The organism is Jannaschia helgolandensis (genome assembly GCF_900109285.1).
Lineage (GTDB): Bacteria > Pseudomonadota > Alphaproteobacteria > Rhodobacterales > Rhodobacteraceae > Jannaschia > Jannaschia helgolandensis.
Genome location: NZ_FNZQ01000003.1, coordinates 266,088 through 292,009, shown reverse-complemented (window position 1 = coordinate 292,009; position 25,922 = coordinate 266,088). Strand labels below are relative to the sequence as shown.

The 25,922-nt window shown below is 63.0% G+C and carries 24 protein-coding genes; 5 read left to right on the top strand and 19 right to left on the bottom strand.

Annotated elements, in window-relative coordinates:
• Positions 1-42 precede the first annotated feature (42 nt).
• The gene (gene purB / locus BMY38_RS10400) at positions 43-1,344 is read left to right on the top strand and encodes an adenylosuccinate lyase (protein ID WP_092762537.1); all 1,302 of its coding nucleotides are present in this window, start codon (positions 43-45) and stop codon (positions 1,342-1,344) included.
• A 112-nt stretch (positions 1,345-1,456) separates the two neighbouring features.
• Here the strand turns inward: purB and guaD are convergent, their stop codons facing one another.
• The gene (gene guaD, locus BMY38_RS10395) at positions 1,457-2,755 is read right to left on the bottom strand and encodes a guanine deaminase (protein WP_092762535.1); all 1,299 of its coding nucleotides are present in this window, start codon (positions 2,753-2,755) and stop codon (positions 1,457-1,459) included.
• Between the two features lie 88 nt (positions 2,756-2,843).
• On the opposite strand from guaD, the gene mgtE reads away from it, so the two are divergent.
• Positions 2,844-4,232 carry a magnesium transporter gene (gene mgtE, locus BMY38_RS10390; RefSeq protein WP_092762533.1) on the top strand — a complete coding sequence of 463 codons (1,389 nt, stop codon included), beginning with the start codon at positions 2,844-2,846 and terminating at the stop codon, positions 4,230-4,232.
• Between the two features lie 4 nt (positions 4,233-4,236).
• Here mgtE and recN read toward each other — a convergent pair whose 3' ends face one another.
• The 18 genes from recN to BMY38_RS10300 all read right to left on the bottom strand — a co-directional run bounded on the left by recN (position 4,237) and on the right by BMY38_RS10300 (position 23,278).
• Positions 4,237-5,889: a DNA repair protein RecN gene (recN, locus tag BMY38_RS10385; RefSeq protein ID WP_092762531.1), complete on the bottom strand. Its 1,653-nt coding sequence runs from the start codon at positions 5,887-5,889 to the stop codon at positions 4,237-4,239.
• A 61-nt stretch (positions 5,890-5,950) separates the two neighbouring features.
• Entirely contained in the window at positions 5,951-6,793 is an 843-nt protein-coding gene (locus BMY38_RS10380) for an outer membrane protein assembly factor BamD (RefSeq protein WP_092762529.1), read from the bottom strand.
• A gap of 94 nt (positions 6,794-6,887) precedes the next feature.
• Positions 6,888-7,802: a UDP-3-O-acyl-N-acetylglucosamine deacetylase gene (lpxC, locus tag BMY38_RS10375; protein WP_092762527.1), complete on the bottom strand. Its 915-nt coding sequence runs from the start codon at positions 7,800-7,802 to the stop codon at positions 6,888-6,890.
• 311 nt (positions 7,803-8,113) lie between these two features.
• Positions 8,114-9,697 (bottom strand): cell division protein FtsZ, encoded by a 1,584-nt coding sequence (gene ftsZ, locus BMY38_RS10370; RefSeq protein WP_092762525.1) that lies wholly within the window; start codon positions 9,695-9,697, stop codon positions 8,114-8,116.
• 216 nt (positions 9,698-9,913) lie between these two features.
• Positions 9,914-11,242, bottom strand: coding sequence for a cell division protein FtsA (gene ftsA / locus BMY38_RS10365; RefSeq protein ID WP_092762523.1), 1,329 nt, complete (start codon positions 11,240-11,242; stop codon positions 9,914-9,916).
• On the bottom strand, positions 11,239-12,168 hold the full coding sequence (locus BMY38_RS10360) for a cell division protein FtsQ/DivIB (protein ID WP_092762521.1): 930 nt from the start codon (positions 12,166-12,168) through the stop codon (positions 11,239-11,241). Before BMY38_RS10360 ends, ftsA begins: the two co-directional genes overlap by 4 nt.
• A complete protein-coding gene (locus tag BMY38_RS10355) occupies positions 12,156-13,079 on the bottom strand; it encodes a D-alanine--D-alanine ligase (RefSeq protein ID WP_092762519.1) in 924 nt (307 codons plus the stop codon). The genes BMY38_RS10360 and BMY38_RS10355 overlap by 13 nt, the downstream gene beginning before the upstream one ends.
• A gap of 99 nt (positions 13,080-13,178) precedes the next feature.
• Positions 13,179-14,099, bottom strand: coding sequence for a UDP-N-acetylmuramate dehydrogenase (murB, locus tag BMY38_RS10350; protein WP_092762518.1), 921 nt, complete (start codon positions 14,097-14,099; stop codon positions 13,179-13,181).
• Complete coding sequence (locus BMY38_RS10345) at positions 14,096-14,335, bottom strand: DUF2484 family protein (protein ID WP_092762516.1); 240 nt, start codon at positions 14,333-14,335, stop codon at positions 14,096-14,098. The genes murB and BMY38_RS10345 overlap by 4 nt, the downstream gene beginning before the upstream one ends.
• 61 nt (positions 14,336-14,396) lie before the next feature.
• Positions 14,397-15,797, bottom strand: a complete 1,401-nt coding sequence (gene murC, locus BMY38_RS10340) for a UDP-N-acetylmuramate--L-alanine ligase (protein WP_092762514.1) — start codon at positions 15,795-15,797, stop codon at positions 14,397-14,399.
• Complete coding sequence (locus tag BMY38_RS10335) at positions 15,794-16,888, bottom strand: UDP-N-acetylglucosamine--N-acetylmuramyl-(pentapeptide) pyrophosphoryl-undecaprenol N-acetylglucosamine transferase (RefSeq protein ID WP_092762512.1); 1,095 nt, start codon at positions 16,886-16,888, stop codon at positions 15,794-15,796. Before BMY38_RS10335 ends, murC begins: the two co-directional genes overlap by 4 nt.
• Positions 16,889-16,900: 12 nt before the next feature.
• The gene (locus BMY38_RS10330; RefSeq protein ID WP_092762510.1) at positions 16,901-18,070 is read right to left on the bottom strand and encodes a peptidoglycan glycosyltransferase FtsW; all 1,170 of its coding nucleotides are present in this window, start codon (positions 18,068-18,070) and stop codon (positions 16,901-16,903) included.
• Positions 18,071-18,195: 125 nt separating this feature from the next.
• Positions 18,196-18,459, bottom strand: coding sequence for a hypothetical protein (locus BMY38_RS10325; RefSeq protein ID WP_139204696.1), 264 nt, complete (start codon positions 18,457-18,459; stop codon positions 18,196-18,198).
• A gap of 150 nt (positions 18,460-18,609) precedes the next feature.
• A complete protein-coding gene (locus BMY38_RS10320) occupies positions 18,610-20,058 on the bottom strand; it encodes a TRAP transporter large permease (RefSeq protein ID WP_175495842.1) in 1,449 nt (482 codons plus the stop codon).
• Positions 20,058-20,867 carry a TRAP transporter small permease subunit gene (locus BMY38_RS10315; protein ID WP_092762506.1) on the bottom strand — a complete coding sequence of 270 codons (810 nt, stop codon included), beginning with the start codon at positions 20,865-20,867 and terminating at the stop codon, positions 20,058-20,060. The genes BMY38_RS10320 and BMY38_RS10315 overlap by 1 nt, the downstream gene beginning before the upstream one ends.
• A gap of 104 nt (positions 20,868-20,971) precedes the next feature.
• On the bottom strand, positions 20,972-22,024 hold the full coding sequence (locus BMY38_RS10310) for a TRAP transporter substrate-binding protein (protein ID WP_092762504.1): 1,053 nt from the start codon (positions 22,022-22,024) through the stop codon (positions 20,972-20,974).
• Between the two features lie 176 nt (positions 22,025-22,200).
• Positions 22,201-22,989 (bottom strand): N-acyl homoserine lactonase family protein, encoded by a 789-nt coding sequence (locus BMY38_RS10305; protein ID WP_092762502.1) that lies wholly within the window; start codon positions 22,987-22,989, stop codon positions 22,201-22,203.
• Position 22,990: 1 nt separating this feature from the next.
• Entirely contained in the window at positions 22,991-23,278 is a 288-nt protein-coding gene (locus BMY38_RS10300) for a putative quinol monooxygenase (protein ID WP_092762500.1), read from the bottom strand.
• Between the two features lie 59 nt (positions 23,279-23,337).
• On the opposite strand from BMY38_RS10300, the gene BMY38_RS10295 reads away from it, so the two are divergent.
• From BMY38_RS10295 to BMY38_RS10285, 3 genes are all read left to right on the top strand, one after another.
• The gene (locus tag BMY38_RS10295; protein WP_092762498.1) at positions 23,338-24,399 is read left to right on the top strand and encodes an isocitrate/isopropylmalate dehydrogenase family protein; all 1,062 of its coding nucleotides are present in this window, start codon (positions 23,338-23,340) and stop codon (positions 24,397-24,399) included.
• Positions 24,399-25,400, top strand: coding sequence for a Gfo/Idh/MocA family protein (locus BMY38_RS10290; protein ID WP_092762496.1), 1,002 nt, complete (start codon positions 24,399-24,401; stop codon positions 25,398-25,400). The genes BMY38_RS10295 and BMY38_RS10290 overlap by 1 nt, the downstream gene beginning before the upstream one ends.
• A 108-nt stretch (positions 25,401-25,508) precedes the next feature.
• A complete protein-coding gene (locus BMY38_RS10285) occupies positions 25,509-25,832 on the top strand; it encodes a hypothetical protein (RefSeq protein ID WP_092762494.1) in 324 nt (107 codons plus the stop codon).
• Positions 25,833-25,922: the final 90 nt, after the last annotated feature.

Genomic DNA, 25,922 nt, shown 5'->3' with positions numbered 1-25,922 from the left:
CCTAAGAGGCACGCGACCCGTCCACCAGTCGAGAGTGCCGCCATGATCCCCCGTTATTCCCGCCCCGAAATGGTCGCCATCTGGTCGCCTGAGACGAAATTCCGCATCTGGTACGAGATCGAGGCCCATGCCTGCGATGCGATGGCCGATCTGGGCGTCATCCCCCGCGAAAACGCCGAAGCCGTGTGGAAGGCCAGGGATGCGGACTTCGACGTCGCCCGCATCGACGAGATCGAGGCGGTGACCAAGCATGACGTCATCGCGTTCCTGACGCATCTGGCCGAGATCATCGGTGCGGACGCAGCACGCTTCGTGCACCAGGGCATGACGTCGTCGGACGTTCTGGACACCACCTTCAATGTGCAACTGGTGCGCGCCGCCGATCTGTTGATCGCGGATGTCGAGGCATTGCTGGAGGCGCTGAAACGTCGGGCCATCGAACATAAAGACACGGTGCGGATCGGGCGATCGCATGGCATTCATGCGGAACCGACGACGATGGGCCTGACCTTTGCGCGGTTTTACGCGGAAATGGCGCGCAACCTGAAACGGCTGCAAGCAGCGCGCGCGGAAATCGCGACGGGTGCCATCAGCGGTGCGGTCGGAACGTTTGCCAATATCGACCCGGCGGTCGAGGAGCACGTCTGCGCCAAGCTGGGGTTGGAGCCGGAGCCGATCAGCACGCAGGTCATCCCGCGGGACCGCCATGCCGCCTTCTTCTGCGCGCTTGCTGTCGTGTCGTCGTCGGTCGAGAATATCGCCATCGAGATCCGCCACATGCAGCGGACTGAAGTGCTGGAGGCGGAAGAATTCTTCAGCGCGGGCCAGAAGGGGTCAAGTGCCATGCCGCACAAGCGCAACCCGGTCCTGACCGAGAACCTGACGGGTTTGGCGCGGATCGTGCGGATGGCCGTCATTCCTGCGTTGGAGAACGTCGCGCTGTGGCATGAGCGGGATATTTCCCACTCCTCCGTCGAGCGGATGATCGGGCCGGATGCGACCGTGACGCTGGATTTTGCGTTGTCGCGCCTGACGGGCGTGATCGACAAGCTGGTGATCTATCCCGACAACATGCTGGCGAACATGAACAAGTTCCGGGGCCTTGTGATGTCGCAACGGGTCTTGCTGGCGCTGACGCAGGCCGGGGTCAGTCGCGAGGACAGCTATAAGCTGGTGCAGCGCAATGCGATGAAAGTTTGGGAGCAAGGCGCTGATTTTCAGACCGAATTGCTGGCCGATGCGGACGTTCGGGCGGCTTTGTCCGAGGATGAAATCAGGGAAAAGTTCGATCTGGGCTATCACACCAAGCATGTCGACACGATCTTCAAGCGGGTCTTCGGCTAGGTCGGTTTTTTCGGGCGCTCCCACGCTGGGTTCACGAAGGCTGTTCGGTACTGGACATGTCCTTCATCCCCTGGAAAGTTGCGGGCGCGGGCGGCGAACCGTCCGTCCCCGGCTAGCCGGACCGTGACAGACCGGATTTCATCGGTCTGCCCGCAACATAGGTCTGCGCGACGGCACGGTCGTCGCCCATCATGATGGTCGGGAACACTGCTTCCCAGAGATCGTCGGCCTGCGCCTGTCGTTGTGCGATGGCGTCGGTCGAGGCCAGGTCGAGGACGACAAGATCTGCCATCGCGCCGGGCGTCAGTCGTCCGATGTCATCGGCCATCAAGGCGCGCGCCGACCCTTCGGTCGCCAGATACAGAAGCTGTGCCGGGTGCAGGGCGGTGCCGCGTAGTTGCGCGACTTCGTAGGCGGCGGCCATGGTGCGCAACATCGAAAAGCTGCTGCCGCCGCCGGTATCGGTGGCAAGTCCGACGCGCATCCGCGCCGTCATCCCCATGTCGAACAGGCCCGACCCGATGAACGTATTGGACGTCGGGCAGTGGATTACGGCGGCACCGACGTCGGACAGTCGATCTTTTTCGCGATCCGTCAGGTGGATGGAGTGCCCGTAGAGACCGCGTTCGCCCAGCAAACCATGCGTCTCGTAGGTATCGAGGTAATCGCGCGCGTCGGGAAACAGGTCGCGGACCCAGGCGATTTCATCGGTCTGTTCGCTCAGGTGCGTTTGCATCATGCAATCCGGGTTTTCGGACCAGAGCGCGCCCAATGCCGAGAGCTGGTCGGGCGTGGACGTCGGCGCAAAGCGCGGCGTGATGACATAACGTGCGCGCCCTGCCCCATGCCATTTCGACAGCAAGGCGGCGCTGTCGTCATAGGCCGATTGCGCCGTGTCGCGCAGGGTGTCCGGGGCATTGCGATCCATGCAGGTCTTGCCCGCCCAGATGGCCATATCGCGTGTGGCCGCGGCCTCGAAGACTGCATCGACGCTGGCGGGGTGGATCGTGGCGAAGCTGCAGGCGGATGTCGTGCCGTGCGCGAGCGCCAGATCGAGGTAGCGGTTGGCAATCTCACCGGCATAGGCGGGGTCGCCAAACCGCGCCTCCTCGGGGAAGGTATAGGTGTTGAGCCAGTCGATCAGCCGCTTGCCCCAGGAAGCGATGATCGCGGTTTGCGGATAATGGACATGGGCATCGACGAAGCCCGGCAGGATCAGGTTCTGACCGTGATCCGTGACCTTCGCACCGGGATAGTCGGCGCGCAACCGGTCTGCGGGGCCGGTTGCCACGATGCGTCCATCCTCCACCGCAACGGCACCATGCCTGTGATGGACAACCGCATCGGTTAGATCGGTCGCAAAGGGATCTGCAGTGAAGGCCAGCGTCTGGCCGAGGATCAGAGATGTCATGCCCCTGCCTACCTGCACGGCAAAATCCCCGCTACCCCTTACTCTGCAGGCGCGCTATCCCCACAGCAACAGCACGGGGAGACAGCGCATGGCCGAGCCGGACCTGCAGATCGATGATGAGATCGACGATGAAATCGAGCTGGATCAACCGCGCCTGAAACTGGTGCGCACCGCGCTGGACGAGCGCGATTCCATGGCGCTGGATGACCTTCTGGAGCCGCTGCACGGCGCCGATATCGCCGACATTCTGGAACAGATCACCGAGCTGGAACGCGCCACCCTGATCGAGCTGTGGTCCGGTAATATCGACGGCGAAATCCTGTCGGAACTGGACGAGTCGCTGCGCGAGGAAATCCTTGCAGCGCTGCCCGCCGAGGATGTCGCCGACGCGGTCCGGGAGCTGGACACCGACGACGTCGTCGACCTGATCGAGAACCTGGACGATCAGACGCAGGCGGGCGCGATCCTTGGTGCGCTGACCGATATCGACCGGGTGGCGGTCGAACAGGCGCTGACCTACCCCGAATATTCCGCCGGTCGTCTGATGCAGCGCGAGGTGGTCGTCGCGCCCTCGTTCTGGAACGTCGGACAGGCCATCGACCATCTGCGAACCGCCGAGGATCTGCCCGAGCAGTTCTATCATGTCATTCTGGTCGATCCGCGGATGCGCCCCGTTGGGCATGTGACGCTGGGCAAGCTGTTGTCGACGGCGCGCGAGGTGCCGCTGTCGGACATCGAGGAGGAAAGCTTCCGCACCTTCGAGGTGACCGACCCGGAAAGCGAAGTCGCCTATGCCTTTAATCAGTATCACCTGATTTCCGCCGCCGTAACGGATGCTGACGACCGTCTTCTGGGGGTCATCACCATCGACGACGCGATCCGGATTCTGGACGAGGAAGCCGAGGAGGACATCCTGCGGCTGGCCGGTGTGGACGCCGAAGAATCGCTGTCCAACAAGACGCTGGGCGTGGTGCGGCGACGGTTTCCGTGGCTGGCGGTCAACCTGGTGACGGCAATCCTGGCGTCGATGGTGATTTCGCAATTCGAGGCGGTACTGACCCAGATCGTCGCGCTGGCCGTTCTCATGCCGATCGTGGCGTCGATGGGCGGCAATGCGGGCACACAATCGCTGACCGTGGCGGTGCGCGCGCTTGCGACGCGCGACCTGACCGGGGCGAACGTCTGGCGGATCATCCGGCGCGAAGTGATGGCGGGCGCGATCAACGGGCTGGCCTTCGCGGCGATCATGTCCGTCGTGGGCATTATCTGGTTCGACTCGCTGATGCTGGGGGCGGTGATCGCGGTGGCGATGGTCATCAACATGATCGTTGCCGGGCTGGCGGGCGTGGGTATACCGGTCGTGCTGGAAAAGGTCGGAATCGACCCGGCACTGGCGTCCGGCGCTTTCGTGACCACAGTGACGGATATCGTCGGGTTTTTCGCGTTTCTGGGGTTGGCGGCGCTCTGGTTGCTCTAGGCGTTCAGGCAGCCGCATCCAACAGAGCCTGCGCCGCGCCACGGGCCGCGTCTGTAATCGTGTCACCGGCCAGCATGCGGGCGATTTCGTCGACGCGGTCGGTTTCAGCAACCGGGACGACGGTCGAGGTGGTAATGTCTTTGGCGATAGATTTCTCGACCCGCCAGTGATGCGCGCCGAAGGCGGCAACCTGCGGAGAATGCGTCACGACGAGGACCTGACCACCGTCGGCCAGCGTCTTCAGGCGGCGGCCAACCGCGTCCGCTGTGGCTCCTCCGACGCCGCGGTCGATCTCGTCGAAAATCAGCGTCAGGGTGCGGTCGCCGCCGGTCAGGCAGACCTTCAGGGCCAGCAAAAAGCGGCTGAGTTCGCCGCCCGATGCGATCTTGTTAAGCGGGCCGGAAGGCGCACCGGGATTGGTGGCAACCTCGAAGGCGACCCCGTCGGCCCCGTCGGGGCCGGGCGTGGCGGGGGTGACGATCGTCGTGAAGGTTGCACGGTCCATCTTGAGCGGGGCGAGCTCTTCTGCCATCGCGCGGTCCAGCGATTTGGCCGCCTTTGTGCGCGTAGCGGTGAGGGCGGCGGCGGCGGTGTCGTACGCCTTTTGCGCCGCGTCCGCCTCGGCCTGCAATTTCGGCAGCGCACCTTCGGATGCATCCAGCAGGGCCAGCCTTTCGCGCAACTCGGCGGCAAATGCGGGCAAATCGTCGGGTTGCCGGCCGTGCTTGCGGGCCAGCGCGCGGATGGCGAACAGCCGCTCCTCCGTCTCCTCCAGCTCATACGGGTTGAAGCTGAGCGCATCCAGGCAGGATTCGACCCCGGCCTGTACGTCGGACAACTCGACCATGGCGCGGTTCAGCGCGTCGATGGCAGGGTTGATCGTGTCACCTGCCCTGTCCGCCGCGCCCTCGAGCCAGCGGGTTGCATCAATCATCTGACCTTCGGCCCCCTGCGGCCCGATCGCCTGCAGGGCGCGGGCGACGTCGGCACGTATTTTCTCTGCGCCCTGCATCAGACGGCGGCGGGCGTCGAGGTCGGCCTCCTCTCCGGCTTGTGGATCCAGGGCATCGAATTCCGCGACCGCATGGCGCAGGAAATCCTCCTCGGCGCGGGCCTCGTCGCGGCGGGCTTCGGCCAGTTTGAGCGTCCGGCGGGCAAGGCTGAGGCTGGACCACGCGCGCGATACCGGAGACAGGTCCGACCCGGCGAATGCGTCCAGCAGCGCGCGGTGACCGCGCACGTCCAGCAGCCCACGATCGTCATGTTGGCCGTGCAATTCCAGCAGGGTATCGGACAACGCGCGCAGCACCTCGCCGGTGACGCGGATACCGTTGACCCAGGCGGTTTTGCGTCCGTCCCGCGTATTGATACGGCGCAGCAGCAATTCACCATCCTCGGCAGGGATGGAATGATCGGCCAGAACCGCGCGGGCGGCGTGACCGGCTGGCAGGTCGAAACTGGCGGAGACCTCGCCCTGATCGGCCCCCTGTCGCACCAGCTCGGCCCTCCCCCGCCAGCCCAGAACGAAGCCGAGAGAATCGAGCAGAATCGACTTGCCCGCACCGGTTTCGCCGGTCAGCACGTTCAGCCCCGCGTGAAATTCCAACGCGAGGTGGTCGATGATAAGCAGATCGCGGATATCGAGTGTGCGGAGCATCCGGCTATCTAGCGCGCAGAATTAGCGAACCACCAGTGGCGCGCAGGTTGCGCATCCGAGGTTACAGCCAGCGGCCCTGAACTGTGCGACGATAAATGTCGCGCAGCCAGCTTGTGCCCTTGGCTTCGGGCGCAAGACCGCGGCCCGTCAACTGACGGTAGGCATCGTCATAAAACGGCGAGGACTGGAAGTTATAGCCAAGTATCGCCGCGGCGGTTTGTGCTTCGTCGGTCAAGCCCAGCGAAAGATAGGCTTCAACCAGCCGCATCAGTGCTTCGGGGGTATGGGTGGTGGTCTGAAACTCTTCGACCACGGTGCGAAACCTGTTGATCGCCGCAGGGTAGTGGCCACGCTTGAGGTAATAGCGCCCGATTTCCATCTCTTTCGCGGCCAGGTGGTCGAAAGCCAGATCGAACTTGAGGATCGATGAACGGGCATATTCGCTGTCGGGATATTGCTCGATCACGGTGCGCAGCGATTGCAGCGCCTGGAAGGTCAGGCCCTGGTCGCGACCGACTTGATCAATCTGGTCATAGTAGCTGAGCGCCAGAAGATATTGCGCATAGGCCGCATCTTCGTCCGCCGGATAGAAATCGATGAACCGCTGGGCGGCAGCGCGCGCATTCTCGTAGTCGCGGTCCTTGTAATAGGAAAACGCCTGCATGATCAGGCCGCGCTTGGCGAAATCGGAATAGGGGTAGAGCCGCTCGATCTCGGCGAAAAGAACGGCGGCATCGTCGGGATCACCCGATGCAAGCTTGAGCTCAGCGCGCTGATATATTGTCTCGGGGGCAGTGTCTTCGAGAACCAGAGTATCGTTCGCCCCGCCACAGGCCCCAAGAAATCCCAAAAGCGTCAATGTCGCCAAGGATTTCCCTATGCGAAGCAAATGCCGTGCGGTCATGCGTCCAATTCCCTGCCCATGCCCGTTCAGGGCCTTGCCGCACCATAGTCCAGCGACCCCGGCCTGTGAAGCACCGCAACGGCGAAAACAGACGTCAGATGTGCGAGAACACATCACGCTCCAGTCCGGCCCCCGGCAGAAGACGGCATTCCGTTGCCGACAACGTGCGGATACGATAGGCCAGAGGGTCCGCGAACAGGGCCCGAAGCAGTTTGTTCGTCACTGCATGGCCCGCGCGAATGCCGGTATAACGACCCAGGATGGGCGCACCGGCCAGCGCAAGATCGCCCAAGGCATCCAGCATCTTGTGGCGCACGGCCTCGTCAATATGACGCAGGCCTTCGGGGTTGAGTACGCGTGCGCCATCGACGACCACGGCGTTCGACAAGCTGCCGCCAAGAGCCTTGCCCGCGGCCCGCATCGCATCGACGTCCGACTGGCTGCAAAATGTGCGGCTGTCACAAAGCTCGCGTACGAACGTCCCGTTCGACAGACGCAGAACCTTGTGCTGCTGGCCGATGGCGGCGTCGACGAAATCAATCGAGAAATCGATTTCGAGTTCATCGGCCGGTGTCAGGGTCGCGCTGGCAGTCCCGTCGGAAACATGAACGCGACGCAGAATCTCGATGGCGTGGACGGGTGCATCCAGACGACGTACGCCGGTCTTGAGAATCGCGCGAACGAATTCGGCGGCGGACCCGTCAAGGATCGGAACCTCGGGGCCGTCGATCTCAAGGATGGCGTTCAGGACGCCGCAGCCGGACAATGCGGCCATCACATGCTCGACTGTCGAGACGGAGACGCCCGCCTCGTTCACCAGCAACGTGCAGAGCGGCGACAACTCGACCGCATCGTGGCGCGCGGCGATCATCGCGTTGCCTTCGATGTCGGTGCGGCGGAACCAGATGCCGTGATTGGCAGGAGCGGGATGAATCGACAGGCGCGCGGGACGGCCCTGGTGCAGGCCGGTTCCGGCAAAACGGACGATGCTTTTGATTGTCGTTTGCATATGCTTGCCCGTTTCATTCAATGATCGCGCCACTCACGGACACTTCTTCAATGGTGAGATAAGCAGACAGGCCTGTCCCGGCAATTCAACGGTGGTTACGGCGTGAAACAGGGCCGCAACAAGAGTGGCAAAAAACTGCCTACGTCCTGAAATTATATTTTTATACAGTTAGTTGAAGGAACAAAAGTACAGGTTCCAGCCATCTGATGCGGATGATTTGTGATCGACCACTGCCTGAAAGATGCCGCATTCAAGGTAAAAACGGCGACCCGGAGGGGCCGCCGTTTCAGGTCTTGGGTCTTTGGAGGAGACTAGTTTGCCTGACGACGCAGGAAGGCCGGGATCTCGATACGCTCGTCCTCGGGCTCGGGTTGTGGCCGGGATTGAGGGGCCGGAGCGGCTGCGGCCGGGCGCTGGACCGGAGTATCGGCGGCGGTGCCGGTCATCCGGTTGATCAGCGATCCGATGCCGAAACGCGCACCTGCATCGCCATGCGTGGCGGGCGCAGGCGCGGTTGAGCGGCGTTCACCGTTCAGCACGGCTGCGCGCAGGCGATCCATCGCTTCGGGCGAAGGGGCACCGGTCGGGCGCGGCGCGGTGAAGCTGGCCTGTTCGGGCTCGGCGGCGTGATGGACCGGCGCGGCGGGCGCAGGCGTATAGGCCGGGGCCGGCAGGTCATCATCAGGCGCGGCGCCATGACCGAAGAAACTGTCGGCAGACGCGGCTTCTTCAGCCTCGTGCTGATCGATGGCGTCGAAGAAATTCGGCTCCGAAGGGGCGGCGGGCGCCTTGGCAACCGGCTCGGGCTGCGGCGCAGGAGCCGCGGCGGCAAGCGGCGCAGCGGCGGGAACTTCGACCGGAGAACCCTGTTCGGTCGCCATGCGACGGCGCGGCATCGGAGTGGCGTCCATCGCCGATGATGCGTCGATGCCCGTGGCGACGACCGACACGCGCATGATACCTTCCATGGCCGGGTCAAGCGTCGAACCGACGATGATATTCGCGTCCTCGTCCACTTCCTTGCGGATACGATTGGCGGCTTCGTCCATTTCGAACAGGGTCAGGTCGTGACCGCCGGTGATGTTGATCAGAACACCCTTGGCTCCCGACAGCGACAGCTCGTCCAGCAGCGGGTTGGCGATGGCCTTTTCGGCGGCTTCGACGGCGCGATCTTCGCCCTCGGCCTCGCCGGTGCCCATCATGGCCTTGCCCATCTCGTCCATCACCGAACGGACATCGGCGAAGTCGAGGTTGATCATGCCCGGACGGACCATCAGGTCGGTCACACCCTTGACGCCCTGGTAGAGCACGTCGTCGGCCATCGAGAACGCCTCGGTGAAGGTCGTCTTCTCATTGGCAAGGCGGAACAGGTTCTGGTTTGGAATGATGATAAGGGTATCGACGACTTTCTGCAGGGCCTCGACGCCCTCCTCGGCCTGACGCATCCGCTTGCTGCCTTCGAACTGGAAGGGCTTGGTGACGACGCCGACGGTCAGGATGCCCAATTCACGCGCGGCCTGCGCGATGATCGGGGCAGCTCCGGTTCCGGTGCCGCCGCCCATACCGGCAGTGATGAAGCACATATGCGCGCCGGCCAGACGGTCGACGATTTCCTCGATGGTTTCTTCGGCGGCGGACGCGCCGACCTGTGGGCGCGCACCGGCACCCAGACCTTCGGTGACGCGGGCGCCAAGCTGGATCCGCGACGGGGCGTGATTCTGTTGCAGCGCCTGCGCGTCGGTGTTGGCGACGACGAATTCAACGCCTTCCAGATCTTTCTGGATCATGTTGTTGACGGCATTGCCGCCTGCCCCGCCAACACCGAACACGGTGATGCGCGGGCGCAGATCGTGTTCCGTGGTCTGGCCGCCGGGCATTGTGAGATTCAGTGTCATAGCTCTGTCCGCCTGTATTGCCGGCCCTGCCTCAGGCCATTTGGAGTTCCGTCTTTCTGGACGGTTGCCTTATTTTTGCCCCAAGTTAGCGAAGCTGATCCCCGACGTCACCCCAAAAAGAAATCGGTGGGCAATTTCTGCTGATTGCGGCTTTTTTGCCCTTCCATCCGTGCGGTTTTCCCTGCGGAACGGTCGAAATAGTGTTGCCTGGAAGACTCACCAATTGTCCTTGAACCAGCGGACCGCGCGACGCAACGACCGACCCGAGGTGCGTTCGGACGTGGCGTCGAAATCCCAGAACTCGTCCTGCGGCTCGGCACCCTGCATACACAGGCCGACGCAGGCCGCGAATGCCGGGCCCTTGGCCGCTTCGGGAAGGCCATGAACCCTCAGGGGGCGGCCCAGCCGGACCTGGTTGCCAAGGATGCGCGCGGCCAATCCGTCGAGACCGGGAATTTGCGACGCGCCGCCTGTCAACACGATGCGCTGCGACGGCAGATCGCCGAAACCCGCGGCATCCAGACGGGCACGGGCGTCTTCCAGAATTTCCTCGACCCGCGGGCGGATGATGCCGATCAACTCGGTCCGGGTGACGGAGCGGCGGTCGTGGTGCCAGTCGCCGGTGTCCGCCTCCAGCGCGATCAATTCGCGGTCGTCCATGCCGGTGGCGACAACACCGCCATAGCGGGTCTTGATCATTTCGGCGGTGCCAGTGGGAATGCGCAGGCCTTGCGATATGTCCGACGTCACATTCGCCCCGCCAAAGGGGATCGTGTCTGCGAAGACCATGTGCTTGCGCATGAAGATCGAGATGCCGGTGGTGCCAGCCCCCATGTCGATGCAGGCCGCGCCCAGTTCCTTCTCATCCTCGACCAGCGCGGAGGTTGCGGCGGCATAGGGCGCGGACGCCAACCCCGCCAGTTCCAGATCGCAGCGATGGATGCAGGTCAGCAGGTTCTCGATCGCGTGGGCATCGACGGATAGCAGGTGCATATCGGCGCGCAGCATTTCGCCGGTCTGGCCGCGCGGGTCGCGCAGGGTGGTGCGGTGGTCGATGCCGAAGTTGACCGGCTGCGCGTGCAGCACTTCACGCCCCGGACCGATGTCAGGCGTGTCGATGGATGACAGGACACGGGCGACGTCGTGCACGCCGCACGGACCGGATTCGAGCATCACCTCTCCCGCCAGCGGCCAGGACGTCGGACGCCCCCCCGAAAAGCAGGCGATGACATGATCGACGCGGACGTTCGCCATCTTCTGTGCGCCCTGCACGGCGGTCCGGATAGCGCGTTCGGTTTCGGGCATCGCGTCGACTTCGCCATGCCGGATGCCCCGCGACCGGGTGGTCGTCGCACCGATCACGCGGAAGTTGGACTGCCCCGCCATATGGCCGACGCCTTCGCCTTGCGGTGTGTTTTCCTCGAACCGCAAGACGAGGCAGGCAGTCTTGTAGGTGCCGACGTCAAGGATCGCGACAACCCCCCGCTGCAGCGCGGCCTGACGTTTGCGCCGCATGGCGCGTTGGGCATGGAACAATCGGCTCATTGGGTTCCCTCGGTATTGACCAGTGACAATCGTTCCAGATCCTGCAGGCGCTTCAATTCGGCCCTTGCAGGCTGACTCAGGCGCAGGATCGGGCGCCCCGGAAGCCGCAGGTCCACGACGCGAACGTCACGGGCCAGGACATCCTTGGCGGCATTCATCGCCAGCGCACGGTCGAGCGCGGCGGCGGGGGCATCTTCGGGCAACGCGATGCGCTGATCGCCGGTCAGCACAACATCCCAGCGGCGATTGCCGATACGGGCCAGGCCGATCAAACGGTCATTGATGGGCGATGCGGCAGCGATCAGGGTCAAGGCTTCGGGGACATTTTTCTCTGCACCTTCCCCCGCGATCAGGGGCAGCCCACCAGCAGATTCGATGTCCGATAACGTGGCGACGCGCTGTCCCGTTGCATCCAGAATTTCGATCCCATCATCATAGCTCCATGCGACGGCGGGTGTGCGTTCCGTCACCCTGAGCAGCAGGACACCGCCCGACTTGACCCGCACCTCGGCGTCCAGCACGGGGTCCAGATCGACCAGCAGCGACCGCAGCTCGCCCATATCCAACCGGAACTGCGACAAAGGCAGGTCGATGGGCAACGCTTCCTGAATATCGTCCTGAAGATCCTCGCTGGCCCCTTCGATCCGCAACAGGGAGACCATGAATTCCGGTCGGTCCTGGACGGCACTGACCGCGCCCTCATACCAGTCGATCATCGCGGCGATGCGGACCGGGTCATTGATGTACCAGGTAAACAGAAACACGAAGCCGAAGCTGGGAATGCCGGTTCGGATCATCGCCCTGAACATCGGCGTCAGCCACAGCCGCTCCATCCGGTATTGCCAGCGGGTGGGGGCCGGGTCGACGGCCTTGTGAGCCTTGCTGTTTGTGGGCTGGCCCGTGAAAGCGGGGTCTATCTGTCGCATGACGCATCCTCGACAAGTTCGCGGCACAGCATGCCGAATGTGATTCCGTCCTGCGCCGCCTGTTCGGGCGACAGGGACGTGGGCGTCATGCCGGGCTGGGTGTTCGTCTCGAGCAGGATCAGGCCATCGATCCCACGCGCGTCATCCCAGCGGAAATCCGTGCGACTGATCGACCGGCACCCCAGCGCCGCATGCGCGCGCAACGCAAAGCTGCGGCATGCGGCGGTGATATCGGCGGGCAGGTTGGCGGGCACGGTATGGCGGCTGCCGCCAGGGGCGTATTTCGCTTCGTAATCGTACCAGCCGTCCATGTGGATTTCCGTCACAGGCAGCGCCCGCTCGCGGCCCGGCGCGCCCAGCACGGTGCAGGTCAGCTCACGCCCCGGCGCATAGGTTTCGACCATGATAGTTTCCGGCATCGTGTCGGGCAGCGCGACAGGGGCATCGCCCTCTTTCACGATATATATACCCACGGATGAGCCTTCGTTGTTCGGCTTGATCACATAGGGCGTCGGCAGGACATGATCCGCTGCGGCGTCGGCGCGCAAGACGATGCGGCTTTGCATCACAGGCAGGCCCGCCGCGCGGTAGACATCCTTGCTGCGCGCCTTGTCCATTGCCGTGGCCGAGGCCAGCACGCCGGAATGCGTATACGGCAACCGCATCCATTCCAGAATGCCCTGCACACAGCCATCTTCGCCCCAGCGACCGTGCAGCGCGTTGAACACGACATCCGGGGCAATCTGTTGCAGGCGGGCAACGAGATCCGCGCCCGCATCCAGTTCGGTCACGTCATACCCTTCGCCCCGCATGGCCTCCGCACAGCCGCGTGCCGTCGAGAGGGAAACCTCACGTTCTGCCGAAGGGCCGCCCATAAGGACGACGATGTGCTGGGGTGTCCTGCCCGACATACCCGATATCCTGCGCCTCGTGCCGGGGTCGTATCGCCCTGGCCTTCTTTTTACCCCAGCCTCTGACGGGCTTTCGGGGTCCACGGGTTCTTCGACCCGCTATGAGAGATTGTCGCCAACTCTCATTATTTCCCACTCTAGCGTCAATCCACTGGCGTCGAAAACCTTTTTCCGCACCTCTTCGCCAAGTCCTTCAAGATCTGCTGCTGTCGCGCCGCCCTGATTGACCAGAAAGTTCGGGTGTTTCGGCGACATGACCGCCCCGCCCAGCGTCGCGCCACGCATGCCAGCGTCATCGATCACCTTCCACGCTTTCAGGTCATGGGTGTCGTCGGCGCGTCCTGTGCTGCTATGCCCTGCGGGGTTGCGGAAGGTGCTGCCGGCGCTGCGGTCCCGGGTCGGCTGGGTCGCGTCGCGCTTCGCCAGTTGCTCGGCCATCTTCGCGTCCAGCGCCTCGGGCGCGCCTGCACCTGCCCGGAACGTGGCGCGGGTGACGATCATGTCCTCGGAGATCGTGCTGCTGCGATAGGCAAAGCCCAGATCGGCGGCGGGGATCGTGACGATTTCGCCGGTTCGCGCGACCGCCTGCACCTCGACCAGATGGTCGGCGACATAGCTGCCGTAGCAGCCCGCATTCATCTTGACCGCGCCCCCGATACTGCCGGGAATGGTTCGCAGGAACGTCAGGTCCAGCCCAGCCTGCGCCGCCTTGCGCGCGACATGCGCGTCCAGTGCGGCGGCCCCGGCGTGGATGCGGTCGCCGTCGATCTCGATTGCGTTAAATCCCCGTCCCAGTCGGACGACGACGGCGCGCAGGCCGCCATCGCGCACGATCAGGTTCGACCCGACGCCCATGGGGAAGACCGGCACATCGCTCGGCAGTGCCGCAAGAAACGCGCTGAGATCGTCCAGATCGGCGGGCTGGAACAGCGCATCCGCAGGTCCGCCGACGCGCAGCCAGGTCAGATCGGCCAGCGGGCGGTCCAGGGTCAGAGCGCCACGCACTTCTGGTAATTTCATTGCACCAATCCCTTTAGCCAGCGGCCAAAATACCGCAGTGGCCACCGCAGGACCAGAGCCATCACCGTCACGCCCAACAGCGCCCAGAGCCACCCCATGGACCAGCCCAGCCAGATCGCCAGCGGCAGGCCGACAGCGATCAGGCCATAGGCTGCGGGCCAGCTTTGCCTGGCGGTCAGCGTGACCATCAGAACCCAGGCCACCACGACCCAGAGGCAAAGTGCGATCAGGGCCATGGTCTTTCCTTCCTGTTTCCGAAAATACCCCGGGAGCGCGAGGGCTGGCCCTCGCCCGACCTCAGCCGTTCAAACGCCCCGGCAGCGCACTGGCCCAGGCCGAAATCGTTCCCGCTCCAAGGCAGACGACGATGTCGCCGTCGCGTGCCTGTTCGCGGACCAGCCGCTCCAGATCGTCCTCGCTGGTGACGGCGCGGGCGTGCCGGTGGCCGGTGCGGATCAGGCCCGCGACCAGATCGTCGCGGCCGGCGCCTTCGATCGGGTCTTCGCCCGCAGCATAGATGTCGGCGATGCCAACCACGTCGGCGTCTGCGAAACAGCCGCAGAAATCGTCGAAGAGGCTTGCCAGACGCGAATAGCGGTGCGGCTGATGGATGGCGATGACGCGTCCGGTGTCGCCGATGGACTGCCGCGCAGCTTTCAGCACGGCGGCGATTTCTACGGGGTGATGACCATAGTCGTCGATGATCGGCACACCGTTCCATTCGCCCACACGGGTGAAGCGGCGATTGACCCCGCCAAAGCTGGCCAAGCCCTCGCGAATGACGTCCTTTGGCACACCAAGTTCGCGCGCGACGGCCACGGCGGACAGGGCGTTCGACACGTTGTGGTCGCCCGGCATCGGCAACTTGCAGCCTTCAATCACCGTCTCCTCGGCCTGCAACTGGATATCGAAATGCGCGACACCCGCCTTGTACTTCAGGTTGACCGCGCGAACGTCCGCCTGCGCATTGAAGCCGAACGTGATGATCCTTCGATCTGTAACGCGGCCGACAAGTGCCCGCACTTCGGGGTGATCGGTGCAACAGATGGCGGCACCATAGAAGGGAATATTGGACACGAAATCAGAGAACCCCTGCCGCAGCGCCTCGATCGTGCCCCAGTGCTCCATATGTTCAGGGTCGATGTTGGTGACGATGGCGATGGTCGCGGGCAAGCGGTTGAAGGTGCCATCGCTCTCGTCCGCTTCGACCACCATCCATTCGCCCTGCCCCATCCGGGCGTTCGAGCCATAGGCATGGATGATGCCACCGTTGATGACGGTCGGGTCCAGCTTGCCCGCGTCCAGCAGGGCCGCGACCATCGTGGTGGTGGTCGTCTTGCCGTGCGTGCCCGCGACCGCGATGTTGGATTTCATCCGCATCAATTCAGCCAGCATCTCGGCGCGGCGCACGACAGGCATGCCCCGTGCGCGGGCCGCATCGAGTTCGGGGTTGCCCGGCTTGATGGCCGAGGAGATCACCATGACCTCCGCATCCTCGATGTTTTCCGCCCGTTGCCCTTCGAAGATGCGGACGCCAAGACCTGCAAGCCGGTCGGTGATCTGCGATACCTTCTGGTCCGATCCCTGCACCGAATACCCATGGGACAGCAGCATTTCGGCAATTCCGGACATGCCGATGCCACCGATGCCGACGAAGTGGATCGTGCCCATCTGGGTAGGCAGCTTGGTCGCATTCATAAATTCTTGCTCGCAGTATATTCGGCCAGGTCGGCCAGCCGCCGCACCGCATCGGGCACGGCGACGGACATGGCCGCGCGGTGCATCTGCAACGCGCCGTCGGGGTTCGACAAGATCAGATTGGCCTGTTCGGCCAGACTTTCGGGCGTCAGTTTCCGCTCGGGGATCAGGATGGCGGCGCCCGCCTCGGCCAGCGCGTGCGCGTTTGCGGTCTGTTCGTCGCGGATCGCAGTGGCCAGAGGCACGAAGATCGACGGGCGGCCAATCACGCTGACGTCCGCTACTGTCGAGGCACCGGACCGCGCGATCAGCAGTTGCGCATCCGCCAGCCGGGTCGGAACGTCATCGAAAAAGGTGCGGACATCCGCATCTATCCCGGCCTGATCGTAGGCCATGACAACGCGGTCCTGATCTTCCGGACGGGCCTGATGCGATACGCGGAGATGTCTGCGAATGTCGACGGGCATGAGCGACAGGGCCTCGGGCACGACGTCCGACAGGATGCGCGCGCCCTGACTGCCGCCCAGAACCAGAACGGTCATCGGATAATCGCCGGGCGGGATATACGCCGCACCCGCGCGGGCCAGGATCGCCGCGCGTACGGGATTGCCGGTGTGAATACCCTCCACGCCGTCGGGCAGGTTCGTAGGCCAGGTGCCGCAGGCGACGGCATCGACGCGCGTTGCGAATATCTGATTCACACGCCCCAACACGCCGTTTTGTTCATGCAACAGGCGCGGCAGCTTCATCAGGACCGCCGCCGCCATCGCCGGGATGGCCGGATAGCCGCCAAATCCGGCAACCAGCGACGGGCGATCCTGTCGGAAGCCGCGCATGGCGCGCATCACACCGGAAGCCAGCTTGAACGGCACCCGCACCTTGGTCATCAGGTCGCCGCGCGCGAATGTCGCGGCAGGCACGACTTCGATCTCGACATCGCCGGGGAAGCCGCCCGCATAACGCGCGCCCCGGTCATCGGTCGAAAGCTTGACCCGCCACCTGCGCCTGAGCATTTCTTCGGCCAGCGACTGTGCCGGGAACATGTGCCCCCCTGTGCCGCCAGCGGCAATGACGATAAGCGGAGCGGTCATGTCAGACTTTCTTCAGCGGTATCCGTTCGACAGCAGGTGATCCCCGATTTCAGCCTGCGGTCGTGTCCGCGTGAAGCACAGCAGCATCCCGGTCAAGGCACCCATCGCGATCAGCGAAGACCCGCCGTAGCTGACGAAAGGCAGCGTCATGCCCTTGGCTGGCAACAGCCGCACCGCGACACCCAGATTGATGAAAGCCTGCGCCGACAGCAGTACGGTCAGACCGGCGCCCGCCAGCCGGATGAACGTATCTCGCTCGACACACAGGCGGGTCAGGCAGCGCACCGCGATGAACCCGAACAGAGCGACGATGAACAGGACCATGACCAGCCCGTATTCCTCGGCTGCGACGGCGATGATGAAGTCGGTATGGGCGTCGGGAAGAATCCATTTCACCCGGCCCTCGTTGACACCGGTTCCGAAGAAGCCGCCCTCGCGGATGGCGTCGATCGCATATCCCATCTGGGTGCGCGGATCGACGTCCGGCGACAGGAAGCCGTCGATGCGCCGGGCGAAATGTTCAGAGTTCTTATAGGCCACAACACCGACAAGACCGACGATCATGCCAATTGCCGTCAGCAAGAGGATCGGCGCGCCCGCCACAAAATAGATGCCCGACCACGCAACGATCGTCAGCATTGCCTGCCCGAAGTCCGGCTGCAGCGCCAGAAACGCCACGACCACGATCAACACGCCAAAACTGATCAATCTGCCCGGAGGACCGCCCGGTTCGCTCGCCGAAGCCATCAGCCATGCTGAGATAATGATGAAGACCGGCTTCAGAAATTCGGACGGCTGGAGAGAGATGAAGCCCAGCGAATACCAGCGGGTCGCGCCCTTGCCGAAATCGGTACCCAAAGCAGGCAGCAACATCAGGGCGGCGGCGGCGAAGAAAAACCCGATTACGCCCAGCCGACGGACCATGTCGGGCGACATCATCGACGTACCCAACATGACCACGAACGCCATGCCGCCGAAAAACGCCTGTCGATAGACATAGTAAAATGGCGGCAAACCGTTGCGTTCGGCCAGGGGGACCGATGCCGCGAAGCCCAGAAGAAGGCCCACTGCGAAAAGAAGCACAAGCGCGCCGAGCACGCCCTTGTCGATCGTCCGCCACCAACGGGAAACGATGGCCTCGCCCGGTAGGACGACGACCGCGCCATGCGCAATTTCTGTCATTGATCCGCCTGTATCTGCTTACTGCCCTGCCCGGTTTTCCGGGTCTGCCATACCATTGTAGCGCAGTGATTCGAATCGCGCCACCCATTTACGACCCGGAGCCTGATTGCGGCTCCACGCCCGCATCAATCAGCCGGTGATGGCCGGGGTTCCGGGTCTGGCGGCCATGTCACGGATGTCTTGTGCAGTTGCATATGTCCGACGGTGCCGTCCGCGACGTCTGTTTCGAAGGTCGGAAGGAGGACGCCCCCGGCCGGAGGCGTGAGCAGCATCGCGCGCAGCATCGGCGTCCCGATTTTCAGTTCGTCCAGTGTCGTCATGTCGGCCACGGAGGGCAGTGCAAGGGTAGCGACAGTCAGCATGGCTGCGATGAGAGATGTTGGCCGCATAAGAAACTCCGGGGCTGTCGCCTGCCGGAATGACATGCCACTGCGGCAGGGCCGGTTGAACCCCGATACGATGTCGCACCCGGTGATGTGACCGGCCCGGTTGCCGGGGTTCACACAGGCGGCGATCCTCAATCGCAGGATATGGCCGGGTCAACTCCCATAGGCTACCGAAGGCAACCATGTCGTCAGTGCCGGGAATACGAACACGATGGCCAGCCCGATCAGTTGCAGCAATACGAAGGGAATGATGCCGCGATAGATATGCGCCAGCGTCACACCGGGCGGACTGACACCCTTGAGATAGAACAGCGCGAACCCAACGGGTGGCGTCAGGAACGACGTCTGCAACGTCACCGCGACCAGAATTGCGAACCAGACCACCGCCGGGTCCTGCACCTGACCATAACCCGGCACCGCAAGTTCAAGGCCCTGAATAATCGGCAGCATCAGTGGCATGATAATGATCGTGATTTCGATCCAGTCCAGCAGGAAGCCCAGCAGAAACACGATAAACAGGATGAACATGACGATGAAATACGGGTTCTGGAACGCGCCGAGGACGTGGTCCTGAACGATCTCGTCGCCGCCATAGCGCCGCAGGACGAGGGCGAAGAAGTTCGCCGCCAGAAAGATGCCGACGATATAGCCCGAGGTGTTCATCGTCGATCGCCCGACCTCCCTGAACACCTTCAAGGACAGCTTGCCGTTCAGCAGAGCCAGGACCGTCGCGCCCAATGCACCCAGACCCGAGGCTTCCGTCGGCGTGGCGATGCCCGCGAAGATCGACCCTAGCACCAGAAGGATCAGGAACATGGGCGGGACCACGGCCAGCAGCACCTCCTTGATGACGGGCCAGCCGACTTCGCCGGTGTATTCCGGCGCAGGCATCGCCTCGGGTTTGACGAAGCCGTAGATCACGATGAACCCGATATAGAGCCCACCCAGGATCAGCCCCGGAAACAGTGCACCCATGAACAGATCGCCCAGCGAAATCGCCAGCTGATCCGACATGATGACCAGCATGATCGAAGGCGGGATGAGGATGCCCAGCGTGCCTGCTGACGCGATGGTTCCGGTTGCGATTTCCTTGGAGTAGTTCTGGTTCATCATCGCCGGCAGGGCCATCACGCCCAGCAACGTGACGGAGGCACCGATGACGCCTGTGGACGCCGCCAGAATGATACCGATCAGCAATACCGTCAGAGACAAGCCGCCACGCAACCCGCCGAACAGTTTCTGCATGGCGTGCATCATCCGTTGCGCCACGCCGGACTGGTCCAGCATCAGGCCCATGTAGATGAACATCGGCAACGCCACGAGGACAGGATTCTTGACTATATTGCCGAACAGGCGACCCGACAGGACCGACAGCTTCTGATAATCGATGCCGGTGCGGTCGAATTCGATGATGTCACGGAAGCTGCCGCGGAACGGATCCAGGAAAATCTCGGCGAACAGCGCAAAGATCAGCGACACGCCGACCAGCGCCATGGCAACCGGAATACCGCGGAACAGCATCCAGATGAACGACAGGAACATCAGCAACACGGCAAGTTCGTTCAGCGTCATCAGACGCCCGATGACTTCGAGTATGAACATCAGGTGGCGTCCTCGGATTTGTCCCGCAGGACGTAAGCCGCCGCGATGATTACGATGGTCACGATCAGGGCCGAGGCGATGGTGTATTTCATCTCTTCGGGGCCGATGGCGAAAGTATCGAAGAACCAGTGACGGGTGGCCTGCCGTGCATTTTCCGCCTCGGTCGTATAGAGGACGAGGCCCAGTGCACTGTAATAGATGATCAGGTTGACCACGAAGGCGACCGCCGGAAAGGCATATAGAAGCTTGCGCCACCAGAGCGGGCGCGTGATCAGGGCCAGGTTGCGTACGTAGGCCGACCAGATCGCGACAGCAATGAACAGGAAGCTGAGGTTCATGAACATCTTCAACAGGTACAACCTGTGCAGCCCGTTCGGGCTGTCCGAGCCCTCGCTCGCTTTCACCGACGAAATCGCGTAGTCCAGCGTTACATCCCAGCACATTATGATGAACGGCAGGAACAGCCACGCCAGCGCGAAAACGTCGATCTTTCGCTGCTTGGTCGCCGGATAGCCATCATAGAAAATGTCGACACGGACGTGGGAATTGGTCGTCACCGCATAGCCGATACCGATCAGGACGGCAGCCCCGTAGAGCCACCACTGCAAATCGTCGAGCCACGCCTGGTTGTTGCCCATACCGCGCAACACGACCTGCGACGAGATCGCGATCATCAGGATCGGGAACAGCCAGGCGAAAAAGTTGCTGACATGCACGACGAAGCGATCGCCGCGATTATGCTCGGCGCGCCCGACCTCGCCCGGATCGGAGATGGAGACGATAGGATCGTCGGCCTGGTCCTGCGGCATGGAAAAACCCCCTGTGCGCGCTTGGCTGCGCAGCAATCGCATTCAAGGAACCGGGCGACGATTATCGCCCGGTTCCCCCGCCCTGAAGGGCCTGTCGGCCTTGATCAGTTACCGCGCGGACGAGGCAGATAGATTGCGTCGTTCCAGACTTTGTAGCCTTCCCGGAACTCCTGAAGGTCGGCCCAGACTTCGGCGAAATACTCATCTTCGGCGGCCAGATCGGCGGCGACGGCGTTCCAGTTCTCCTCGAACGCGGCCAGTATCTCGGGCGACCACGTCATGTTGGTCACGCCGTTGTTGGCCTCATTGTCGGCCATCGCCTCGAAGTTGGTGGCTTCGCCTTCGGCATAGTTGGTCGTGATGTTGGCGAGGCAGGCAACCTCGATCTGCTTCTGGCTGCGCTCATCCAGACCTTCCCAGACGTCCTTGTTGATCAGCAACTCGAACAGTGTGGCGGGCTGGTGCCAGCCGGGGAAGTAGTTGAATTTGGCGATGTTGTAGAAGCCCAGACGCGCGTCGATGCGGGGCATCGAGAATTCGGTCGCGTCGATGGCGCCCCGCTCCAGCGCGGGGAAGATATCGCCACCCGCCAGAAGCGATGTCGAAACGCCCAGGCGCTCCATGACTTCGGCCCCCAGACCGAAGAAGCGCATGTTCAGGCCTTCCAGATCGGCGAGCGTATTGATCTCGTTCTTGAACCAGCCAGAGGTTTCGGGGGCAATGATGCCGCAGGGCGTGACGCGAACATTGTAGCCGTTCTCGTCGTACATGCGCTGAAACAACTCGGCGCCGTCATCATATAGCATCCAGGCGAGGAATTCGCCGGCCTCGGGGCCGAACGGCACGGCGGCGAACAGCGAGGCGGCGGTGATCTTGCCCTGCCAGTATCCTGCGGTCGTATAGGCGGCGTCGACCGATCCATTGGACACCGCGTCGAGGGCTTCCAGGGTCGGGACCAGTTCACCGGGATCGAAATGTTCGAACTCGACGCTTTCGGAAATACTGTTGATCTTCTCGACGAAATCGACACCGGCTGTGCCCAGAATGGGCAGGTTTTTCCCGAAGGCCGAGGTCATTTCGAGGACTTCCTGCGCCTGCGCGCCGCCAGTCGAGACAAGCGCAGCCGTAGTGGCAAGCGCGATCGCTTTGAGTTTCATGTGGTTCCTCCCTTTTGAACCGATGCGTGGGACGTCGTTGCGCCCCGCAAGACGATCCCTCCCGGACCGTCTGGTAAAGTTTTCTTACCGATTGGCGACAATCATATCCAGCAGAAACGCCGCCCGCAGAGAATTCGGCCACGGGCATTTCGTGGGACAAGCCGAACAGAACAGCATCAGGACTGCGGTCCCGATGATAATCGCCACGTCTCGGGCAGCCCCGCCTCGGCAGGAAACCTCACCCGGACCAACGGGTCGTGGCCGGGTATGACCAGCCCCGGCGACGACGCCAGCCGCTGGATCGTGGCAAACCCGTCCAGCATTTCGGACACGTCCGCAACGATCGGAAACGGCTTTCCCGCCTCGAAGTTTTCGTAGAAATGCGCAGCATCCGACGCAAGGCACAGCCATCCCGCCTGCGTCCGCACCCGCACCGCCTGTAACCCCCTGGAATGGCCGCCGATGCGGTGGACAGTCACGCCATCGGCAATCTGCGCATCGCCATCGGCAAAGACCACCCGACCCCGATACAGACGTTTCACCGCTTCGCAGACATGATCGCCCGTAAACGGCATCCGCAGCGTGTCGTGGCACATGCAGGGACCGGTGGCATAGGCCATTTCGGCGGCTTGCATATGCAGCGTGGCGTTGGGAAACAAGTGCAACCCACCCGCGTGATCATAGTGCAGATGCGTAACGATCACGGTGTCGATTGCATCCGGCATCAGGCCGAACGGCTCCAGTGCGGCGCGCGGGTCCATCAGGATGGGACGATCGCGGCGGGTGGCCTCGACCTCGTCATAGCCGGTATCGACGAGGATCGCCCGTTTCCCCTGCCGCAATAACCACATGAAGTAGTCCATCGGATGCGGTGCGGAGTGGTCGTCGTCGAACAGGAAGCTGTCGGCCCGAACCCGCGCGTTACGATCGGCATAGCGCAGCGCGAAGACCTCCCACTCCGACATATCAGCCCTCGACGACAGCGTAGGTCTTGATCGACTTCCGCCGGATCATATCCGTCACCAGCGTGTCGAAGGCCTTGTAATGCGAAGTCTGGTGATGTGCCTCGAACCCGGCTTCGTCGTCATATAGTTCATATAGAAAAACCTCATCCGGGCGCGACGGATCGGACAGAACGTCGAACCGGTTGCAGGCAGGCTCTGCCAGCGAAGCGCGGGCATTTTCCATCATGGCGGGTTTGAATTCGGCCATCCGGTTGGGGAAAACCTCAATGGTGACGGCGACTGCGAACATGCTTTCCCTCCGGTTTGGGGCGTTCTATCGAGTTGTCAGACTGACGCGGGGAGGCATTCATGTCCAAGACTTTCAACATTGCCGTCTTTCACGGCGATGGCATCGGCCCGGAAATCATGGCCCCGACCCTGGACCTGCTGCGCGCCTTCGGCCACGACTTTGCCTTCCACGACTGCCCCGCGGGTGCGACCAGTTACCTGGATTGCGGCAGCGACCTGCCCCGGACGTCACTGGACACGGCCCGAAATGCCGATGCCATATTGCTCAGCGCGTTGGGCGACCCGGCGGTCCGATACCCGGACGGGACCGAAATGACCCCGCAGATCGACATCCGCATCGCGCTGGACCTGTATGCGGGAATCCGCCCGGTGCGCGTTGTCCCCGGCATGAAAACGCCGCTGAATATCCCCGAGGGCCGCGTCATAGACTTCGTTCTGGTGCGCGAGTCGACCGAAGGGCTGTTCCACACCCAGGGCAAGGGCACCGTCACCGAAGACTACGCCGAGGAGACGCTGCGATTGACCCGCAGGACCACCACCAAGGTCTGCGATTACACGTTCCGTCTGGCGCAGGACCGCAAGGCCGCAGGCCACATGGGACGCGTGACGTCGGTCGACAAGGCGAACGTGTTCCGCGCCTTCGCGTTCTGGCGCGATATCTTTGACGAGGTGGCCAAGGAATACCCGGACCTGACCGCCGACCACGCCTATGTCGATGCGATGGCGCTGTGGTTCGTGCTGAAACCATGGGACTGGGACGTGATGGTGACCGAGAATATGTTCGGCGACATCCTGTCCGACCTGGGCGCGGGCCTGATGGGCGGCCTCGGCATGGCCCCGTCGGCAGATATCGGCGACGATCACGCCGTGTTCCAACCGTGCCACGGATCGGCCCCCGACATCGCCGGTCAGGGCATCGCCAATCCCTTCGCGATGATCCTGTCTGCGGGCATGATGCTGGACTGGCTGGGCCGTCGCCATGACCAACCGCAGATGATCGAGGATGCCAGCCGCGTTCAGACCGCCGTCGATGCCTGTCTTGCGGCGGGCGAGACGACCGGCGATCTGGGTGGCACGCTCGACACCAGGGGGGCGGCGGCAGCGGTCATCGCGCGCCTCTGATGCTGAGGGTCGGCATGGTCGGCGCGGGATACTTCGCGCAGTTTCACCGGAACGCGTGGACACGGATCGCAGGCGTAGAACTCGTCGCGATCTGCGACAGGGATCCGGCCAAGTCCCCTGATTATCCCGATGCTACCGCGATGCTGGCCGCCGAGGCGCTGGATATTCTCGACATCGCCGGGCCGCCCCCGATGCATGCCGCCACGATCCGCGCCGCCCTGCCCCACAAACCCCGCGCCATCATCTGCCAGAAGCCGTTCTGCCAGTCACTGGAAGAGGCCGAGGCCGTAACGGCACAGGCCGAAGCGGCGGACGTCCCGCTCATTATTCACGAAAATTTCCGTTTCCAGCCATGGTTCCGGACAATGAAGACGGCGCTGGACTCGGGCCGGATCGGCAGGCCGCTGAACCTGACGTTCCGTCTGCGCACGGGCGATGGTCAGGGGCCGGATGCCTATCTGGCGCGTCAGCCGTATTTCCAAACCATGCCGCGCCTGCTGATCCACGAGACGGGAGTGCATTACATCGACACCTTTCGATACCTCCTGGGGCACCCCGATGGGGTCTACGCCGATCTGCGCCGCCTTAACCCGGCGATCAGGGGTGAGGATGCGGGGCATCTGATACTGGACTATGACACTGGCGCGCGCGCGGTTTTCGATGGCAACCGTTTGCTGGATTTCGACACCGACGACACCCGCCGCACCTTTGGCGACGCCTTTCTGGAAGGCAGTGCGGGAACGCTGACGCTGACCGGCAACGGCACTGTGTCCCTGCGCGCCCACGGCAGCCGCGAATCCGAGGTCCTGTTGCCGACGCAGGACTGGCCGGACTTCGCGGGCGACTGCGTTCACGCCCTGCAATCTCATGTCGTGACTGCAGTGACGGAAGGTGATCCGTTCGAGAATGCGGCCCGAGATTACCTGACCGTCATGCGCCTGTCGGACCTGGCCTATGCCGCCCACGAGGCGCGCACGCGACTGCCGGTCCATTTCGCCTGAACGGTCAATTTGATTAAAATCAGGACATCAATCTCGACATCTCGCCAGCTCGCTTAACCGCGTCTTTAAGGATTGTCGGCCATATCTCTCACAACACACGAGGGATTGATGACCGAAGACGAACTCCGCGATCTTGTGCTGGAACGGCTGCACGACGATGCGACTGCCTTTCGTTCGCTGATACGCGATCTTGCGGTGGCTTACCCTGAAATATCCGCCCGGACATTGGAAACCGCGTTGCTCACCGCTGCCCGCGAAATGGACGCTGCCATCCGCAGAGGCGGCTCTCCCACAGACGAGGCGCAGACGGCCAGACGGTTGGCCATCCTGCTGAGTATGGACATAGACCGTGCTCGATCCGACGCCCCGGTGACACTCGGGGATCTGCGGGATTGGTGGACAAGAAACGACGACTTTTTTCTGCGCCTCTGAAAGGGGATGCAGTCGGTCGGGGCGAAGCCCTGGCCCCCGGTGGCGGACGTTCAGCCCGCCATCCCTGATGGAACATTGCTCTGAAAGGGC

Coding starts and splice junctions, on each gene's coding strand:
- guaD (WP_092762535.1), bottom strand. CDS start 2,755: ATGACATCTCTGATCCTCGGCCAGACGCTGGCCTTCACTGCAGATCCC.
- BMY38_RS10360 (WP_092762521.1), bottom strand. CDS start 12,168: ATGCGACAGATAGACCCCGCTTTCACGGGCCAGCCCACAAACAGCAAG.
- purB (WP_092762537.1), top strand. CDS start 43: ATGATCCCCCGTTATTCCCGCCCCGAAATGGTCGCCATCTGGTCGCCT.
- BMY38_RS10335 (WP_092762512.1), bottom strand. CDS start 16,888: ATGACCGCTCCGCTTATCGTCATTGCCGCTGGCGGCACAGGGGGGCAC.
- BMY38_RS10355 (WP_092762519.1), bottom strand. CDS start 13,079: ATGTCGGGCAGGACACCCCAGCACATCGTCGTCCTTATGGGCGGCCCT.
- BMY38_RS10290 (WP_092762496.1), top strand. CDS start 24,399: ATGCTGAGGGTCGGCATGGTCGGCGCGGGATACTTCGCGCAGTTTCAC.
- mgtE (WP_092762533.1), top strand. CDS start 2,844: ATGGCCGAGCCGGACCTGCAGATCGATGATGAGATCGACGATGAAATC.
- murB (WP_092762518.1), bottom strand. CDS start 14,099: ATGAAATTACCAGAAGTGCGTGGCGCTCTGACCCTGGACCGCCCGCTG.
- ftsA (WP_092762523.1), bottom strand. CDS start 11,242: ATGAGCCGATTGTTCCATGCCCAACGCGCCATGCGGCGCAAACGTCAG.
- BMY38_RS10305 (WP_092762502.1), bottom strand. CDS start 22,989: ATGTCGGAGTGGGAGGTCTTCGCGCTGCGCTATGCCGATCGTAACGCG.
- BMY38_RS10325 (WP_139204696.1), bottom strand. CDS start 18,459: ATGCGGCCAACATCTCTCATCGCAGCCATGCTGACTGTCGCTACCCTT.
- BMY38_RS10345 (WP_092762516.1), bottom strand. CDS start 14,335: ATGGCCCTGATCGCACTTTGCCTCTGGGTCGTGGTGGCCTGGGTTCTG.
- BMY38_RS10320 (WP_175495842.1), bottom strand. CDS start 20,058: ATGTTCATACTCGAAGTCATCGGGCGTCTGATGACGCTGAACGAACTT.
- BMY38_RS10285 (WP_092762494.1), top strand. CDS start 25,509: ATGACCGAAGACGAACTCCGCGATCTTGTGCTGGAACGGCTGCACGAC.
- BMY38_RS10315 (WP_092762506.1), bottom strand. CDS start 20,867: ATGCCGCAGGACCAGGCCGACGATCCTATCGTCTCCATCTCCGATCCG.
- BMY38_RS10330 (WP_092762510.1), bottom strand. CDS start 18,070: ATGACAGAAATTGCGCATGGCGCGGTCGTCGTCCTACCGGGCGAGGCC.
- recN (WP_092762531.1), bottom strand. CDS start 5,889: ATGCTCCGCACACTCGATATCCGCGATCTGCTTATCATCGACCACCTC.
- ftsZ (WP_092762525.1), bottom strand. CDS start 9,697: ATGACACTGAATCTCACAATGCCCGGCGGCCAGACCACGGAACACGAT.
- BMY38_RS10310 (WP_092762504.1), bottom strand. CDS start 22,024: ATGAAACTCAAAGCGATCGCGCTTGCCACTACGGCTGCGCTTGTCTCG.
- lpxC (WP_092762527.1), bottom strand. CDS start 7,802: ATGCAAACGACAATCAAAAGCATCGTCCGTTTTGCCGGAACCGGCCTG.
- BMY38_RS10300 (WP_092762500.1), bottom strand. CDS start 23,278: ATGTTCGCAGTCGCCGTCACCATTGAGGTTTTCCCCAACCGGATGGCC.
- BMY38_RS10380 (WP_092762529.1), bottom strand. CDS start 6,793: ATGACCGCACGGCATTTGCTTCGCATAGGGAAATCCTTGGCGACATTG.
- BMY38_RS10295 (WP_092762498.1), top strand. CDS start 23,338: ATGTCCAAGACTTTCAACATTGCCGTCTTTCACGGCGATGGCATCGGC.
- murC (WP_092762514.1), bottom strand. CDS start 15,797: ATGAATGCGACCAAGCTGCCTACCCAGATGGGCACGATCCACTTCGTC.